Annotated in this window: 20 protein-coding genes; 7 read left to right on the top strand and 13 right to left on the bottom strand. The window is 57.6% G+C overall.

What is annotated here, in order from left to right:
* The first annotated feature begins 131 nt into the window (after window positions 1–131).
* Window positions 132–1,466, top strand: coding sequence for a DDE-type integrase/transposase/recombinase (locus ACT3TP_RS02305; RefSeq protein ID WP_444619073.1), 1,335 nt, complete (start codon window positions 132–134; stop codon window positions 1,464–1,466).
* 121 nt (window positions 1,467–1,587) lie between these two features.
* On the opposite strand, the gene ACT3TP_RS02300 is transcribed toward ACT3TP_RS02305, so the two are convergent.
* Entirely contained in the window at window positions 1,588–1,932 is a 345-nt protein-coding gene (locus ACT3TP_RS02300) for an SdpI family protein (RefSeq protein WP_102598178.1), read from the bottom strand.
* A gap of 108 nt (window positions 1,933–2,040) precedes the next feature.
* Between ACT3TP_RS02300 and ACT3TP_RS02295 the strand changes: the two genes are divergently transcribed.
* The gene (locus ACT3TP_RS02295) at window positions 2,041–2,640 is read left to right on the top strand and encodes a maleylpyruvate isomerase N-terminal domain-containing protein (protein ID WP_444619070.1); all 600 of its coding nucleotides are present in this window, start codon (window positions 2,041–2,043) and stop codon (window positions 2,638–2,640) included.
* Here the strand turns inward: ACT3TP_RS02295 and ACT3TP_RS02290 are convergent.
* Together ACT3TP_RS02290 and ACT3TP_RS02285 are read right to left on the bottom strand one after the other, a co-directional pair.
* Entirely contained in the window at window positions 2,610–3,287 is a 678-nt protein-coding gene (locus ACT3TP_RS02290) for an HAD family hydrolase (protein ID WP_226910937.1), read from the bottom strand. The two genes, ACT3TP_RS02295 and ACT3TP_RS02290, sit on opposite strands and share 31 nt — an antisense overlap.
* 31 nt (window positions 3,288–3,318) lie before the next feature.
* Window positions 3,319–3,765 (bottom strand): MarR family winged helix-turn-helix transcriptional regulator, encoded by a 447-nt coding sequence (locus tag ACT3TP_RS02285; protein ID WP_013348249.1) that lies wholly within the window; start codon window positions 3,763–3,765, stop codon window positions 3,319–3,321.
* A gap of 115 nt (window positions 3,766–3,880) precedes the next feature.
* On the opposite strand from ACT3TP_RS02285, the gene ACT3TP_RS02280 reads away from it, so the two are divergent.
* Together ACT3TP_RS02280 and ACT3TP_RS02275 are read left to right on the top strand one after the other, a co-directional pair.
* Entirely contained in the window at window positions 3,881–5,059 is a 1,179-nt protein-coding gene (locus ACT3TP_RS02280) for an MFS transporter (RefSeq protein ID WP_444619067.1), read from the top strand.
* A gap of 44 nt (window positions 5,060–5,103) precedes the next feature.
* Window positions 5,104–5,934: an aldo/keto reductase gene (locus ACT3TP_RS02275; protein ID WP_444619065.1), complete on the top strand. Its 831-nt coding sequence runs from the start codon at window positions 5,104–5,106 to the stop codon at window positions 5,932–5,934.
* A gap of 389 nt (window positions 5,935–6,323) precedes the next feature.
* Here the strand turns inward: ACT3TP_RS02275 and ACT3TP_RS02270 are convergent, their stop codons facing one another.
* From ACT3TP_RS02270 to ACT3TP_RS02225, 10 genes are all read right to left on the bottom strand, one after another.
* Entirely contained in the window at window positions 6,324–6,626 is a 303-nt protein-coding gene (locus ACT3TP_RS02270) for a hypothetical protein (protein WP_013348252.1), read from the bottom strand.
* 118 nt (window positions 6,627–6,744) lie between these two features.
* Window positions 6,745–7,491, bottom strand: coding sequence for a formylglycine-generating enzyme family protein (locus ACT3TP_RS02265; protein ID WP_444619063.1), 747 nt, complete (start codon window positions 7,489–7,491; stop codon window positions 6,745–6,747).
* Between the two features lie 58 nt (window positions 7,492–7,549).
* Window positions 7,550–7,951, bottom strand: coding sequence for a nuclear transport factor 2 family protein (locus ACT3TP_RS02260; protein ID WP_443439216.1), 402 nt, complete (start codon window positions 7,949–7,951; stop codon window positions 7,550–7,552).
* A 250-nt stretch (window positions 7,952–8,201) separates the two neighbouring features.
* Window positions 8,202–8,552 (bottom strand): GNAT family N-acetyltransferase, encoded by a 351-nt coding sequence (locus tag ACT3TP_RS02255; protein WP_444619060.1) that lies wholly within the window; start codon window positions 8,550–8,552, stop codon window positions 8,202–8,204.
* A gap of 212 nt (window positions 8,553–8,764) precedes the next feature.
* Window positions 8,765–9,307, bottom strand: coding sequence for a hypothetical protein (locus ACT3TP_RS02250; RefSeq protein WP_444619058.1), 543 nt, complete (start codon window positions 9,305–9,307; stop codon window positions 8,765–8,767).
* Window positions 9,308–9,831: 524 nt separating this feature from the next.
* Complete coding sequence (locus ACT3TP_RS02245) at window positions 9,832–10,407, bottom strand: GNAT family N-acetyltransferase (protein WP_217990326.1); 576 nt, start codon at window positions 10,405–10,407, stop codon at window positions 9,832–9,834.
* Between the two features lie 54 nt (window positions 10,408–10,461).
* Window positions 10,462–10,872: a RidA family protein gene (locus tag ACT3TP_RS02240; protein WP_096283055.1), complete on the bottom strand. Its 411-nt coding sequence runs from the start codon at window positions 10,870–10,872 to the stop codon at window positions 10,462–10,464.
* Window positions 10,873–11,159: 287 nt separating this feature from the next.
* The gene (locus ACT3TP_RS02235) at window positions 11,160–11,849 is read right to left on the bottom strand and encodes a M24 family metallopeptidase (RefSeq protein WP_444619055.1); all 690 of its coding nucleotides are present in this window, start codon (window positions 11,847–11,849) and stop codon (window positions 11,160–11,162) included.
* Between the two features lie 186 nt (window positions 11,850–12,035).
* Window positions 12,036–13,217 (bottom strand): MFS transporter, encoded by a 1,182-nt coding sequence (locus tag ACT3TP_RS02230; protein ID WP_444619053.1) that lies wholly within the window; start codon window positions 13,215–13,217, stop codon window positions 12,036–12,038.
* 359 nt (window positions 13,218–13,576) lie between these two features.
* Window positions 13,577–13,945 carry a MerR family transcriptional regulator gene (locus ACT3TP_RS02225; protein WP_096179046.1) on the bottom strand — a complete coding sequence of 123 codons (369 nt, stop codon included), beginning with the start codon at window positions 13,943–13,945 and terminating at the stop codon, window positions 13,577–13,579.
* Window positions 13,946–14,003: 58 nt separating this feature from the next.
* On the opposite strand from ACT3TP_RS02225, the gene ACT3TP_RS02220 reads away from it, so the two are divergent.
* The 3 genes from ACT3TP_RS02220 to ACT3TP_RS02210 are packed head-to-tail and all read left to right on the top strand — an operon-like array spanning window position 14,004 to window position 16,444.
* The gene (locus ACT3TP_RS02220; RefSeq protein ID WP_443439221.1) at window positions 14,004–15,230 is read left to right on the top strand and encodes an MFS transporter; all 1,227 of its coding nucleotides are present in this window, start codon (window positions 14,004–14,006) and stop codon (window positions 15,228–15,230) included.
* On the top strand, window positions 15,227–15,820 hold the full coding sequence (locus tag ACT3TP_RS02215; RefSeq protein ID WP_443439222.1) for a DsbA family protein: 594 nt from the start codon (window positions 15,227–15,229) through the stop codon (window positions 15,818–15,820). The genes ACT3TP_RS02220 and ACT3TP_RS02215 overlap by 4 nt, the downstream gene beginning before the upstream one ends.
* Before the next feature lie 33 nt (window positions 15,821–15,853).
* Window positions 15,854–16,444 carry an NADPH-dependent FMN reductase gene (locus tag ACT3TP_RS02210; RefSeq protein ID WP_096179050.1) on the top strand — a complete coding sequence of 197 codons (591 nt, stop codon included), beginning with the start codon at window positions 15,854–15,856 and terminating at the stop codon, window positions 16,442–16,444.
* Window positions 16,445–16,531 lie beyond the last annotated feature (87 nt).

Raw genomic sequence — 16,531 nt, 5'->3', positions numbered from 1 at the left:
CATCAACACATCGGTGACACTTCCACGTTTAAAGCGGTAACACTTCCACCCGAAAATTAACTCCTTGGGACAACAACAGCCCGCCAGCACAACCCTTACGGGTCAGCTGACGGGCTGCTGAACTGGAAAGTGTGAAAAATAATGATCCAGTCGATTCGACGATACGCCTAGCCATCACCCAATGGCCAGATGACGCACCCAGAGGATCAGTGACCGCCTTCTGCACTGAGCACGGAATCAGCCGCAAAACGTTCTACCAAATCCTCAAACGAGCCCGCACCGAAGGCCAAGCCGCGGCGTTGGAACCGCGTTCACGCCGTCCAAGGCGCTCTCCGAAAAGCACCAACGAGGCGCTCAAAGACCAAGCCATCACGGTCCGCAAAGCACTGGAAGAGGCCGGGTGGGACCACGGGCCCATCAGCGTGCACGACAAAATGCTCAGCCTCGGCATGAAGGCCCCATCCATCGCGGCGCTGGCCAGGATCTTCAGGGAACGCGGGGTCATCACCCCGTCACCACGCAAACGGCCCAGATCTTCTTACCGGTCCTTCCGCTACCCCATGCCCAACGCCTGCTGGCAGTTGGACGCCACCGAATACCTGCTCGAAGGCGGACGTAAATGCGTGATCTTCCAGCTGCTCGATGACCATTCCCGACTGGCAGTTGCCTCGCTGGTCGCAAGAACAGAGAACAGCAAAGCAGCGGTGGAAGTCTTCCGCCGAGGCGTTGCTGCACGTGGAGTTCCGCAACGGCTCTTGAGCGATAACGGGGACGCTTTGAACCCTATCCGCCGCGGCATGGTCAGCGAATTAGTCGCTTACGCCAATAGTCTGGGGGTCGCGACGATCACGGGCAAACCGTATAAGCCAACAACCCAGGGAAAGAATGAGCGGTTGCATTCGACGCTGTTCAAGTGGTTGAAGAAGCAGCCCTACGTCAAAGATTTGCCGGCGTTGCAACGGCAGGTCGATGTCTTTGACCATGCCTACAACAATGAACGGGGCCATCAGTCCTTGGAAGACCGGATGACACCTCAACAGGCATGGGAGGCGACCCCGGTGGCTGCTTCTCCAGAGCCTGGATACGCGCTGAAATACAGCACCAAGCCACCAGGCAAAGCGATTTCTGAACCGGTTGCTGACTTTGCCGGATCTGTCGCTGAGCAGGTCGGTGCTCCTGCCAAGCTCATGGCAACGTTACGGTCCGAAGATATGGGCAGCATCGGTGAGCAGCTGATGCGTGCGAACAAGAACCGGTGCATCCGAATCGCTGGGGTGGAGATTTATCTGGGCAAGCTTCTACGCAGCACACCCCTGAAGGCTCACTGGGATCAGCAGGAATTGATGCTGGTGACGATGCATGGCGAACTCATTGCCAGATACGATTTCCCGTTTCCGGAAGGAACGAAATATCGGAGCCTGAAGCATGCGACAGCCCTGTTCCAAAATCCTCGGGAAGATCAGTGAGTGTTACCGATGTCTTGATGCAGCAAGTGTTACTGATGTCTTGATGCAGTTTTGTCACCGATCTCCTGATACATGACACTTTTAATTGAGCCTAGCCTTGACCTTCAGCTCAAAATTGTGGCTATTGGTTTGCCAAGATCTTTCGTGCGGCTTTGGTTCCTTTGGCTGTTCCATAGAGGATGCCGGCTAACAGCAGTAAGCAACCGAGGATAATAGCCAATGATTGCGATTCTAGATTCGGTAGGAAAACTGCAACAATGGTGAGCACGATGGCTCCAATGGTACCGGCCAGAGACGGATTTCTGGCTGCTTTATGGCCAGCTAGCCAGGTCTGTTCGTCGGTCATGATCGTCGGCGTTCTGATTCCCGCTATGCTGTTGATGCCGATGCGTCCATCCGCGCAACGTACGATGACGAAGACGAGGAAAACGTAGCTGGCAACAAGTAGCAGTACGGCAAATATCATCTTTCCAGTCTAGATTGAGGATTGCCTGAGTAGGGAATTCGGCATTAGCTTGGCTCTTGGCTTGTCCGGCCATCCTTGGATTCTTCCGTGAGTTAGGCGGACGAGAGCATGCAACACGACAGCAAATTGACTGGTTGGTCCGTAGGCCATGTGCTGACGCATCTTGCGAGAAATGCTGATGCACATGCACGGCGTCTGGAAGGAGCCTTGAAGGGCGAGGACGTTCCCAAATACGTGAATGGTGCAGAACAGCGTCGCCAAGAAATTGAGCACGGTGCGCGGAATGCAGTATCTGAAATCTTGGCGGATCTTGAATCGAGCGTTCGTCGTTTAGACGGTTTTCTTGAGCAAAGCGAACAGGCACACTGGCCTAACGTCGGTTTCATGGGCGGCGGGCACTACGGAGTTGATGGTTGTCCAGCTCATCGCCTGCGCGAAGTCCAGATGCATCTTGTAGATCTTGGGCTGGGATACTCGCCAAGCCAGTGGCCCGAAGAATACGCAACGTGGGATCTGGACAACCTGCTGGCCACGGTTCCCGAACGCTTGGCGAGCTCGGACGCGCGCACCGAGCTGGTTGCGTGGTTGGCCGGGCGAGGTCCGCGAGGCGAGGAATTCACCTTGGGCCCTGAGGCTGAACTGCATTGCTTGTGGCATCCAAATGGCCCTGGCCTCAGCTATTTTTGCGTGAGAAGCCCGGGTAGCTGATCCATGTTGGTAAATACTTCAGCAGCGCCCGCAGCCAAGAGCTTTTCCTCGGTGCTGCTGATGGGTCCACCCGGGCAGTAGCCGAAGACCGTAGCTCCTGCCGCAACGCCGGCGGTCACTCCGGTGACTGTATCTTCGACAACTGCTGCTTGGCTCGGATCAATATGCAGGCCAGAAGCAGCTGCCAGATAGACATCGGGCGCAGGCTTGCTCTGGGCATACTCCATGCCGCTATAGACCCGGTTGCCGAAAAAGGGCGCCATCCGAGTTATCGATAGCTGCATCTCGACCTTGGCCCGGTCGGCTCCCGTGGCGCAGGCGATCTTTTCGCAGTAGGCGGCAGATATCTGCTTGACGGCTTCCAAGGCGCCGGGCACGGCTTGCAAGTTTTCGCGCAAGGCCACATCGCGGCGTTGCCTGAACCCGGTAATCCACTGCTCATCAATCCGCACACCGGTATGCGCAAGGATGGGCTCCCACTGGTCCTTGAGGGCCTTGCCGATGAAGATACTGATGCACTCTTCCTGGCTGATGTCCCATCCCAATTCAATGAGCATCTCTCGGAGCACTGCGTTTGTGATGGACTCGGAATCCACCAGTACGCCATCGCAATCAAAGAGCACAGCGGAGAATTTTGGACGTGGCAAGTTTGATCCTTCCTGCGGAATCATCGATTGGCTAAGCGGCAGAGAACTCGTGGAGAATGCGGGCCAGCGGCGCCAGCTCGGGCTGCTCCTCGGCCTGCTTCAACACGCGTTCCAGCGTGGCATCGTGGATGGGCTTGGCCTTTTGATACAGCTCGTGCCCAGCGGCGGTGAGTTCGGTGTAAATGCCGCGGCGGTCATCAGCGCACAGCACGCGCGAGAGCAGATTGCGATCTTCGAGCCGAGTGACCAGGCGCGTCGTTGCGCTGGGGCTCAGGGCTGTGGCGCGGGCCAGCTGCGCCATGCGCATATGCCAGCCATCCTGCCGGTTCAAGGCGTCCAATAATGTGTACTCGACCACAGAAAGTCCAGCCTGGGAGGTTAGGTCTTTTTCAAGTGCGGCATCGATTAATCCGTGTAATGACGCCAAAGTACGCCATCCGCGGGCACGGATTTCGACAGCATCGTCTGCGATTCCCATGGGTTCCTCCAAAAAATACTTGCTTGCGCTGGTTAGTTGCGCATGCAACGATAGTATTCTTCGCGCAATAACAAGCGTGTGCAACTAATTTATCTAGTCTATCAGGAGTAACGCTATGCCGCTCGGTCTTATTGCGTTAGCCATCGGTGCCTTTGGCATCGGGCTTACTGAATTTGTCATCATGGGACTCTTGCCGGACGTCGCAGCAGACTTTGCTGTCAGCGAGGCCGCAGCTGGCTGGCTCATTTCCGGATATGCTCTCAGCGTCGTGGTTGGTGCACTAGGCCTGACCGCAGCCACCGTCCGCTTGCCGCGCAAGCCGGTGCTCGTGGGCTTGCTGGTGCTCTTCATTCTCGGCAACTCGCTTACCGCGATGGCCTCGACCTACGAAGTGGCCATGATCGGCCGCGTCATTGCCGCCCTGTGCCACGGTGCGTTCTTCGGCATCGGCGCGGTCGTGGCAGCTGACCTGGTCCCAGCCAACAAGAAGGCCGGCGCCATCGCGATCATGTTCACGGGCCTGACCGCCGCCAACGTGCTGGGTGTTCCCTTCGGAACCCTGCTGGGGCAGCACTCCGGCTGGCGCTCGACCTTCTGGGCCATCTCCGGCATCGGCGTAATTGCCCTGATTGGCATCCTCGTCCTGGTGCCAGCCATCAAGCACGCTGCTGAAGGCATCTCGCTTCGCAAAGAACTTGGCGCCTTCACCTCACTGCAGGTTTGGCTCTCCTTGGCGATCACCGTCCTGGGCTACGGCGGAATGTTCGGCGCTTTCACCTACATCGCCTACACCTTGACCGAGGTCACCGAATTCAATGAGACCAGCGTTCCCTGGCTGCTGATGCTCTTCGGCATTGGCCTGTTTGCCGGCAACTGGATCGGTGGCCGCATGGCTGACAAGAGCATCGACCGCACCTTGCTGTTCTTCATTGCCGCCTTGCTCGCGGTACTGATCGCCTTCGCTGCATTGGCAAGCAACCCGGTGGCCACCATGGTGGCCCTGTTCCTGATGGGCGGCTTCGGCTTCGGCACCGTTCCAGGACTGCAGAGCCGCATCATGCAGTTCGCCGGATCGGCTCCGACCTTGGCCTCCGGTGCCAATATTGGTGCCTTCAACCTCGGCAACGCACTCGGCGCGTGGGCTGGAGGCCTAGGCATCGCCGCAGGACTGGGCTACACCTCGCCGATCTGGATTGGTGCCGCAATTACGGTCGCCGCACTGCTCGTGGTTTTGGTCGCCATGTCACTGGCCAAGAAGTCTGCAAAGACGCCCGAGTTGGTTCCCGCCTGCTAGGCCCAAAGATTTTCCACACCGTCAACAATTTCAAGGAGTTAAATATGACTACCGCCATCCCCACCATCACCCTGAACAATGGCGTTGAAATGCCGCAGGTAGGTTTCGGAGTATTCCAGGTTCCCAACGAAGAAACCACCGCAGCGGTTAGCGCCGCGTTGAAGGCCGGGTATCGCAGTATCGACACCGCATCCATCTACGGCAACGAAGAAGGCGTGGGTGCAGCACTGGCTCAGTCCGGCATTGCCCGCGAAGACCTGTTCATCACTTCCAAGGTCTGGATCTCGGACATGGGCTACGAGCAGACCTTGGAAGCCTTCGAGGCCAGCTTGCAGCGATTGGGTCTGGACTACCTGGACCTGTTCCTGATTCACTGGCCAGCACCGGAGAAGGATCTTTATGTTGAGACCTGGAAGGCGATGGAGAAGCTGTACGCCGATAAGAAGATCCGAGCCATCGGGGTTTCAAACTTCCAGCCAGCGCACCTGGACAAGGTGATCGCCGAGGGAAGCGTTATTCCGGCCGTGAACCAGGTGGAACTCCACCCTGCCTTGCAGAACCGCGAAGTCGTTGCAGCTAACGCGCAGCACGGCATCGTCACCGAAGCATGGAGCCCGCTGGCTCAGGGCGCAATGCTCACCGATGAAACCATCGTGGGCATCGCTCAGGCGCATGAGGTGTCCGCGGCTCAGGTCATCCTGCGCTGGCATCTGCAGCAGGGCCGGGTGATCATCCCGAAGTCTGTCACTGAATCACGCATCATCGCCAACTTGGACCTATTCGGCTTCGAATTGACCAGCGACGAACTGGCAAGCATTGATGCCCTTGATCGCGATGGACGCACCGGCCCAAACCCGGACACCTTCAACGGCTGATTTGATGACAACAACCTAGATGCTGCCCGTGCCCTCAACCGGCCACGGGCAGCAACTCTGGCTTGGATGGTCCGGGGCGTTGCGAACGCCGCGTTCTAGGCATCATCCCCATGTGGATCGGAATGACCGTCTAGTCGGCATCGGCACGAGCGGCCGGGTATGCCAGAACCTGGTTCGCCAAGTCGCCCCAGCCGATGGCCAGCATCGAACGCATTAGCGGCGACTACCTCATTGGCGAGGGCGATCATCAAATAAGGAGACCATCGACAGGGCCTGAGTAACAAAGTTGTTGCCTAGACCAATTTGCCCGGACTAGGCAACAACTGTAGCGGTCCTCCTATGGGACTCTGAACGTGTCATGTCCTACATGTCAGTCAGCCGCTGCGTGACTACTGCCTGAAGTAGGGGTCATTGGCAGAAGACGATCCTGCCTCTGTTGGTATCCAGCCGTGGAGTCGAGTCATGCCGATCCCGCCTTCATAGGTGTATTCGACCCAGATCACGGCGTAGCGGTCGTGGCGATTCGCTTCTGTCCACGCGAGGACGTCAACAATGCTTTCTGCGTCTTCAATTCGGTTCTCGTAGCAGACACGGTCCTCGTCCCAGAAGTCCACCCGATACACGGGATTCGGGTTTTCCTGACTGACGTATCGAGGATCAACGAGAGTTGCCCTGATCTTTTCTGCACTCATGCACACAATCTATCGCGCTCGAGCGTAATCAAGCGGGCGTTCTAGAGCCGTCCCAAAAAGGGAATCTCCTGTGGGACACTCGCCACAATGTATATGGGCTGTCCTGCATTGGTCAGTCTCAATATCGCCGGGGCGTCCACCCCGATGGCAGCATGCCAGTGATCTTTCCCCGTTCAGAATCAACCTCGGCTGACCAGCCTTGCGCTGCCTGTTCCTCATCGAAAGCGCCCCGTGCAATGCGCAGACCAACGTCTGGGTGGCTCACCCCAGGCGCACCACCGCGGCGCGTCGAAGCCCGCACGCTCCACGACTTATCAGCAAAACCGCCCCCGCGGAAGACTCGGTAATCGTCGTAGCGGGCCGGATCGAGTAGATCCCAGCACCATTCCCATACGTTTCCAAGGGTGTCGTGGAGTCCGAAGGCATTGGGTAGTTTTTGACCAACTTCCTTCGGGTTCTCTAGCTTGTCATCCGCTGTCCACCCGATGGCATCGAGGGAGCCATAATGTGGCCCCACGGTGCCAGCGCGGCACGCGTATTCCCATTCGGCTTCGGTAGGCAGGCGGTACCCGGAGGCGTTGGTCTGCCAACTTACCTCGCCTGCCTCGAAGATGTATGCAGGGGCAAGCCCTTCATTGATTGACGCTGCATTGCAAAACTTGATGGCTTCCAACCAATTGATATCTACCAGAGGTGCTTGGGAACCTGTTTCGCTAGTACCCATCAGTTGCCCGTACTGGGCCGTGGTGACGGAGATAGCCCCAATTTCGAAAGGTTCTAGATCGACGGTCCAGCGGCGTTTCCGCCGAGCGTCGTGCAATTCTACTTGTCCGGCCGTTAACGGACGGAGGTCAAAGGTAGGCATTCCATAATGTTCCCATACCGTCCCATAAGCCGAACCTCCAACGGGACAGAGTGTGGCGTCAGGCGCTAAATGGATGCTCGGGTCGCAAGTGGTGCCCTTCTTTGACGTGTGAGTAGTCTCGCGCCGTTGTTACTAAGCCTGAATCGTCGAATGAAAGCACTGTGCATCCTGAAACGGTCATTGGTTGGCCCTCGATGAACATGACGACCCAGTACTCGACCGAAGCAGAACTTCCATTGACGATTGGTTCGCTGAACCATGTTTCTGCCGGTTTGGTTTCCGCCGCGAAGCATTCCTCCAGATAAGCGCGCAGACCGCTACGCCCACGCAATGGTCTGAACATTGAGGCCCAGTGTTCGCCGTCATCAGCTTGCAGCCCAACAATTGCATCCACGTTCTTGAATGGCCAAGCGTTGGCCCATGTTGTCGCCCAGCGTTGCGCGGCTTCGATGGTTTGCATGTTGAATTCCTTTTGACGTAGATGATTGGTGACTGCCGGTTGCTCGGGCTGCGCGAGCAACCGGTTTCCATAAGACTTGCAATTGCTTGCAACACTACTATCGGCCGAGCAGATTCACGTTTTAGGTTCGTTCAGTGTTGCTCCGTACTGACTTTTCAAACCGTCCCGCAAGCGGGTCCCCGAGAGGAACGACCGTAAGAGGAGCCTTGACTGGGACACCGGGCCTGACTGAGGGCAGTCGGACCAACTATCAAATTTGCTTGAGCAGGCGTCGTTCGATTTGGTCGGAAAATTCGTCGAGTTTCACCTGTTTCGTATCCGCAAATCCTGCCCTCTCGTAGACACCGAGGGCACGGTCGTTGTCATTGATGACCCAGAGTTCGAGAGCGGCCCGACCTAGGCTCCGGGCATGCTCTTCCGCGCCGACGAGCAAGGCGCTTGCCACGCCGCTGCCCCACGAATCTGGGCCCACTGCCAGGTAAAAGATTTCCAGATTTTCTGCCTGTGGTGCGAATAGCGTGAAACCCACGTACGTGTCGACTTGCCTTGCAAGGAGTAACCGGGATCCTTCCAAACTCAGGCGCCTTTGGATCCCTGGCATTTTTCCTCGCCAGTTGCCGGCTCTGGAAGCCCGTCACGCAGTGCCGTGGCGCGAGCCCAAATCAATGCGGCACTCCTGACCGCATGTGGCTCAAGACTCACGGCCAGCTGTAATTCATCATTCAATTCCATCACCCCAACATCCTGCCACAACGCCCGCTTCCCAGTCAGGAACCTACTGCGGTACAGCCACAGTTAAGGTGCGCCTGCTGCTCAGTTAAGAATCTTGCGAATGTAGAAACAGTCGGGGAACCGGGTCGAAGCCGCTTCCCATCCGTCACTTGCAGCAGGCAGGGGGCGCAATGAGAAGATCGAGACTCGCGTGACTTCCCAGGTGTCGTCATCGAGTTCGAGTGCGTGTTCGCCGTGTAGCGAACAGATTAGCTTCCAGCCTTGTCTTCCGGCCGCATTGATCTGCTCCACTTCTTCATTGCGCGAAACAGGACCCACGATCCGCATGGTCTCCGTGGCTTGGATTGCCTCGGTTCGGCGGGTGTCGAAACGCTGCTGGGCAGCCTGGCGGGAAATCCCAAGCGCTTTGCCGATTTTTGCCCAACTCAATCCAGAAGCTTGAGCAGTCGCAACCGCCTGCGATTGAAGCTGTGTGGATACACGGGCTATGTCGCCAAAAGCGGCTACGGATCGAAGGACGGCCTCTGGTGATTGCATGGAGTCCTCGTCCGAGGGGCTTGGCCCCAGGTCGGCCGCGAGTTTCGATAGTCGTACGGAAAGGGAGACGTCGGCTTCGTTGCTCATAGCTCTTCCTTGTCCGCTGGACGCCAAGGGTTTGCACGTGAAGCCGCGGTGGATTTCTGAACGAAAACCACTGCGAAGCCGATCAAGCTGGCTATCAGGGCAATCCACCCAGTCACGCTGATGATGAAACCCGGGAGTCCTAAGCCTATAAATGCCGCGAACACTACCATGCAGATGCCGAGCACTAGGGCGACCAGAAAGACTTTTCTTGCAGTGCGAATTCTTGTTGATGTAGTCATGTGTCAAGGATAGGTTGACGCACCGATGATGTCAATGAGTTGTTGACACTCTCGAGTCTCGCCCACTTGGCGACGAAAGGGAACCCTTGCACTCAGGTACAGGTTGCCATAAGCAGGCTGTCCCGTAAGCCGGTCCCCGAGAGGAACGCCCGTAAGAGGAACCCTCTGCGGGACGCCTGATTGAGCGCGTATGAATTTAGCCTGGGCTTAGACGTTTGAATTTCATCGACATCATTATTCGCTTTTGTGAAATCCTAAACGGGGATGGTGAATATTCAGGTGAAGTCAGATTACGGCGATCCGATCTGATGCTAGACGCGCGTGACAATGCATATCGTGCCAACCATCAGCATGTAGCACCTGTTGACGCTTGATACCTTCCGTTAGATATCCGCTCTTGTGCGCAACTATGCATGAGGCAGGGTTGTTGACGGAATGTGCAAGTTCAAGCCTGTGGAAGTGCGCCATATCGAACGCCCAAGTAGACAGCTCGCGTAGCCCCCTAGGCGCCACATTTGCTCCGCGTCCCTGAGGGAGAACCCAGTAGGAAAGTTCGCCTGCACCATTAGCCAGATCGATGCGCCGTAGACTGATCTGTCCGATCGTTTCCCCGTCGCGAGATATTGACCAGCCCGCACCGGACTCATCTTGCCAGCGGGAAGGCCAGTGGAGCACCCATTTTTTAGCATCGTCGGTGGTCATGGTTTTTCCATGCCACTGTATGATCGCCGGGTCTTGGTAAGCCTCCACCACCACGGGAACGTCTGCGAGTTCCCAAGGCCGCATTACCAAATCATCGACTTCCAGAATCGGCTGTTTCAGCCGCGCAAATTCACCTAGCGGTATTACTGGCTCCTGCAAATTTAGGATCCTCCGATTTGATCGCTACAGCATCCTGACGGAGCGTTAGGATGCTTAGTCAATGACAGCTGCGACTGCTTCAATTTCTACAAGCTGGTTCGTATAGCCGAGAACAGTAACACCCATCAATGTGCTGGGAACGTCGTGGTCACCGAAGGCCGCACGAATTACTTCCCATGCGGCAACAAGATCTGCCTGGTCTGAGGATGCCACAAGGACACGTGTGCTGATGACGTTTTCTACGCCCGCACCTGCCGTTTCCAAGGCGATACACATGTTCTCGAAAGCCTTAGCGGCTTGTACGCGGTAGTCGCCGACCCCAGCGGTCGATCCGTCCTGGTTCAACGGGCAGGATCCCGCCAAGAAGATAAGACGCGCATCGCTGGGAGCAGTCGCCGCGTAAGCGTACTCAGCGACATCGGAAAGGGCTTCAGATCGAATAAGCGTGACCGTAGGTTGTTGCATGCTTGTCCTCTAAGTGTCTCGGCTTCTGATAGATTCCCAGCCTATCTGAGGGAACGATTGCCGCCGCGGAAAGTCAGTTCCGTGCCGACCGAACGATTTCATGTAGCCGCTAAAATTTCACGGATCAAAAACGGAGAATCTGTCACTAATCTTTGACTGCCAATCTGAACCTGTGTCCGAAAGATATTGCCTGTGTATGGTCCGCCGAAGTCTCCTGGGAACGCGCCCGCTTGAGGAAGGGCTAGCGGGACGCCAGTGCGTCAACCCACGAAAAATAGAGTCAGTATCTAGATCGCAGCCAACGTAGAGCCCTGAAACTGGTAGATATTTTCGTGCTTATAACCGTACTCGCCGTCAGGTCGCTTAATATGCGGTTCGAAAGTGAAAAGTTCAGTTTCACCGAGTCGTCGTGTGTTCCCAGGCTCGATGTATACCCTGTCGGCACTATTCCGTTCAATTGAATGCCCGAGATTACCCAAGAAATCAATGTTCTCAAATCCAAGTTCAACGACATAGGCGTTCATCCGTGCATGTAGCTCCTCGAAAGTCATTTCTGGTCTGGCCACGCTGACGATGATTGTGTGCAGTTGTTCTTCGGCAAGGATCCCTTCGCGCCACTCCGCGTTCTGGGTTGACTTCGAATTTTGTAGCGGTTGGCCGCCCTCAATGATGATGGTGCGAGCAAAATCTCCCCATATGCCGTCTTTCTGTGGACTGAGATCGATGGTGATAATGTCGTCCGACGCGATGGTTCGGTCTGCAGTTTCGTAGTTCTTACCCGGTACAGAAAGGGTCGTATCTTTTCCGCAGAAGACAAAGGCGCCTATTCCCCAATACCAAAATGAATCAGCACCCAGGGACAACATCGTCTCTTCGCAGAGGTCGCGAACTGCAGTTAGATGCTGCCCCGGATAAATGCTTTGCTGGGCAACGTTCATTGTTTCCCGAGCGATTGCTTGAACTTTTCGATGAGACACGCTGATCCTGCTCTTTCCGCGACAATTGCACATACAGAATGGTTGTGTCGATCCTATCCGTCATGCCTGCGACGGCTTGGGAAGGCACTACATTAATCCCTCCGTAAGAGGAACCTTCACCGCAACAGAAACCGTGGGAAGGCCGAGACATCCCTTTGCAACGGGGTAGAGGGACACGGCTTTGGGTCATGAGACTGCGGGGTTGGCGTTCTCCCATGTCCGCAGGCTCGGCCATGCGATGAGAGCGCAGAGGGCGAACACGAGTGCCCCCGCCAGGAACGGGGTTGCAAGACCACTGGCCGTCGCAAACAGGCCCCCGAGCCCAGCTCCGATGGTGAGACCGGCGAGGCCGAACAATTTGGAGACGGCATTGACCCGTCCACGCAGCTCGTCCGGGACCAGTCGCTGGCGCAGGGAACTGAGACAAATGCTGAAAAGCACGGCATGCAAGATATATGCGGCCAAGAACAATGCCGCCACCCAGGGAACATCGGTCACGTAGATAGCAAACAAGCTGAGCGATCCAAGGACCAAGCTGCCCGCGGTGGTCGCGGCGTAGCCAATCTTGCGCCGCAGCGGCGCGACCACGGCTGACCCGATGAGTCCGCCGAGGGCCGAGACCGAAAGCAAAATCCCATAGCCAGGCGCCCCCAAGCTCAAGACGTCCTCGGCAAAAAGGACGAGGATCGAAAACGGCATCATGTACGCGACACTGGCCAGCCCGCTGATGATCGCCAGTGAGCGCAACAGCCGGTGACGTACCAACCAGGCGGCACCCTCAACCACCTCGCGGCGCAACGAAGGAGGTTGGGCGTTGAGCCCCTTGGGACGGAAATTGCCGACCATCCCTAGGAAGAACAGGGCTGCTGCCGCGTAGGCTCCGCCCGTGATGGCGATAGGCAAGGAGATGGCGGCGGCAAACATCAGTCCGCCGAGTGGTGGACCGATGAATTCATCCGCGACAAGTTGGGTCGCTGTGATCTGGCTGTTGGCCTTGTCCAGGTCCTTGGTGCGCACGAGGGACGGCAGGATGGATAGTGCCGAGTTGTCGGCCGCCGTTTCCAGGAGCCCTATCAAGGTAAAGACCACGTAGAGTGCGACGAATGACCCGGTGCCGGTGGCGACCAACACTGCCAGTGCGATCAACAGGATGCTTCTGCTCAGATTGGCGACCCACAGAATGGTTTTGCGGTCCAGTCTGTCAACGAAAGCACCGATTGGGAGAACGACCAGGAACTTGGCGGCGGAATAGACCATCGACAGGCCCGCGATCAGCAAGGGGTTGGATGTTAGGGCCGTAGCCAGAAGTGGAATGGCTACGAAACTCATGCCGTCGCCGAAGTTGGAGGCCGCGTTCCCGGCCCACATCTTCCTATACTCTCGTCCCAGCGACATGCTTTCAGAGCCTACCGGCAATTCCATGGCCTGTTGCAATCTGACAAGTGCCGTTCGGATTAAGTGCCTCGTCGGGAAGGCCGAGGACTCCGATCTTTGGGTTGTTCGTCTCGCAAGGGGGCTGCTTTGAACAGCGTTCCGTTAGGGGGACCTCTACAGGAGCGCCCGTAAGCCGAACGCTCACTGGGAAAGGATTTCTCATCCTGCCGTCAAATCGTGGTGGCCAGGGAACTTTCGTGAACGCTTCCCCGGTATTCCACCCGTGGACCATCAGGAGCTATTGGTCATGGGTGCCAGTTGGAACGGCCTGAAGGGTTAGCCAACTGCCTGGGTCATGACACCGCGCTGCTGACCTCGCACAACTGCACCGGCCCCGTCAGATCGTCGAGTGCATGGTTGAGCTCATCGATCCGTTCCTGTGCGGCGGCTCGAAGCCTGGTGCCGACGACCGCCCAGTCCGTTGGGGACGGCTCCTGTGGCAAGCCGGTCAAGAGCTCCGAAATTTCCACCACCGACATCCCCACCCGTTGGGCCACTCGAATCACCTTGATCCGGCAGGCATCTTCTTCGCCAAAGCGGCGCTGGTTCCCTGAGGTTCGCTCACCGGTGATCAAGCCATGCTTGTCGTAAAACCGCACGGCCGAGGCATTGACCTTGCTGGCGTGGGCCAGGTCCGAAACCGTCATTGATTTTGTGGACATTGCGCCGTGAAACCTCCCGAATTGACTTCAACCTTTGTTCAAGTCTTAGCATTGCAGCATGACCGAACGCAACCAGGTTGAGACCAGCCACGAGCCCCGGAGCCCCCTAATTGGTGGGTCGGTGGCACTCATTGCAGCAAGCATGCTCACCGTCATGGCGGGCGCAACGATCTCCCCGGCGCTGCCCAAAATGGCCGAACACTTCTCAGGGGTCGAGAATGCAGGCTTCCTGGTCAAACTCGTCGTCACCATCACCGCCCTGTCGATAGCAATCTCCGCCCCGGTGCTGGGCTGGCTCAACGACAGGTTCAGCAGGGCCCTCGTGCTCAAGCTCTCCGTCATCCTCTACGCGATCGCCGGATCGGCGGGACTGTGGATTGATGACCTGGCGGTACTCATGGTGTCTCGCTCGATCCTCGGTGTCGCCGTGGCAGGTGCCATGACGGCCTCCACCGCATTGATTTCCGAATGGTTCACCGGTGAGCGGCGATCCAGGATGTTCGGCCTGCAGGCCGCAGCAAGTGGGCTCGGTGGAGCCGTGTTCCTGTCCCTAGGCGGTGCGCTGGCGGACATCAGCTGGAACGCGGCCTTCGCGGTCTACCTCTTATCGCTGCCGGTCGCCGTCCTCGTCGCCTGGAAAGTCACCGACCCGCCTTCCTTACCAACAAGCAAAACCGCCCACCAATCGCTACCGAGCCCCAAGGCCACGGGGCTCATTGCGGGAATTGTGGTCCTCGCGTTCGTGATCCAGATTGTCTTCTACGTCGTACCGACCCAACTGCCCTTCCTCCTCGGGACAATGGATGTCGATGCCTCGACTACGGGGTTGGTGATCGGCTGGATGGTCCTGGTTCAGGCCCTCGCCAGCCTGGGCTACCGCTGGGTGTCCCGGCTGGGATTCCGCAATGTCGCGTTGCTCAGCATGGTGCTGATGTCGGCCGGCATGGCAACGGTTGGCACCTCCGAATCCATCGCCCAGGTGGTGGCAGGCCTGAGCATTTCGGCGCTCGGCGTCGGGCTCGTCATGCCCAACCTCAATTCGTGGATCTCGGTCAGCACCTCGTCCGCGAATCGGGCCCAAGCGATTGGGGCGTTGATCTCTGCCATGTTCCTGGGGCAATTCGCTTCACCCCTCATCGCCGAGATGATCATTCGCGGCGGCGGCACCGCCCAGGCGTTCCTCGCCGCGGCGGTCCTCGCACTGGTGACGGCAGGTGCGGTCTTCGCCATTTCTACCTCCAAAATCCGGCAATCCACCTCACGAAAGAAGGCCAAGGACTCATGACGCCCAAGGTCTCCCTCATCATTGATATCGCCTGCGCCTGGTCCTACATCGCATTCGAGCGCGTGGCCAGCGTGATCACCGACCAGGGCGGGGACCTGGACACCTACCCGCTCGGCTTCTTGCCGCACCAGCTCGACCCCTCCGCGACAACGACCGGTGAGCCGCTGCTGCGCGTGCTCCGTGAACGGTTTGGTCCGGGCGTGGATCAGGAGAACGAGCGTGTGAGGGCCATCGCGGCCATGGATGGGATCACCCTCGACTATGCCAGCGGTATCCACTCCAACACCTTCGACGCCCATCGGGCCATCTACGATGCAAGCCAAGCCGGGCGCGGTGCATCTATGGTCCGGGCACTCTTCCGGGCGCATTTTTCCGAGGGAAAGAACATTGCCGACCCTATATTCCTTGAAGCCACGGCACAAGGACTTGGCGTCGAGCTGACCCGAGACGAGAGCACGCGGCATGTCCGTGAATCGCTCGACTTCGTCCGCGAAAAGAAGATCTCCGCGGTTCCCGTCCTGCTCTGGGAATCCGGGGCAACACTGACGGGCATGCACAGCAAAGGCGACCTGGCAGACCTACTCCACTGACAACCACCACACTTCAACAGCAAGGAAATCCCCATGAAAATTGGAATCATCGTAGGTAGCACCCGCCCGGGACGTCGATCCATCGTGGTCGCCGAATGGATAAAAAACATTGCAGACCAACGCGAGGGCCACGAGTTCATCCTGCTGGATCTGCTTGACTACAACCTCCCCCACCTGGACGAAACAATTCCCGCAGCCATGGGAAAACCGTACGGACACGAGCACACTCGCGCGTGGTCCGAATCGGTCGCCTCCTGTGATGGGTTCATCATCGTCACCCCCGAATACAACCACTCGATTCCGGGGGTCCTGAAGGATGCTTTGGACTACCTGTTTGGCGAGTGGCACAACAAGGCCATTGGCTTCGTCGGCTACGGCCTGTTGGGTGGTGCCAGGGCGGTTGAGCACCTGCGGACCATCTCCGCAGAGTTGATGCTCGCCGATGTGCGGGCGCAAGTCGCATTGTCCCTCTTCGCCGACTTCGTGGACATGGAGATCCTGGATCCCGGCGATCACCATGTGGGCACCGCGAATCAGATGCTGGATCAGCTGTTGGGGTGGAGTGGGGCCTTGGCCCGGCTCCGGGAATCAACGGCGGATGCGTCGTCGTTCATCGAAGCCTAAAGGAGGCGGGGGAAGCCGACGTTGGGGAGGCAGGCGAAAAATCAGAGGCGTCATGTGGCAGATTCCGTATGAGGAACGCTCTACGGA

It is taken from the genome of Glutamicibacter sp. AOP38-B1-38, from assembly GCF_052377485.1.
In the GTDB taxonomy this organism is placed as follows: Bacteria; Actinomycetota; Actinomycetes; order Actinomycetales; family Micrococcaceae; genus Glutamicibacter.
This window is presented reverse-complemented; position numbering and strand designations above follow the sequence as displayed.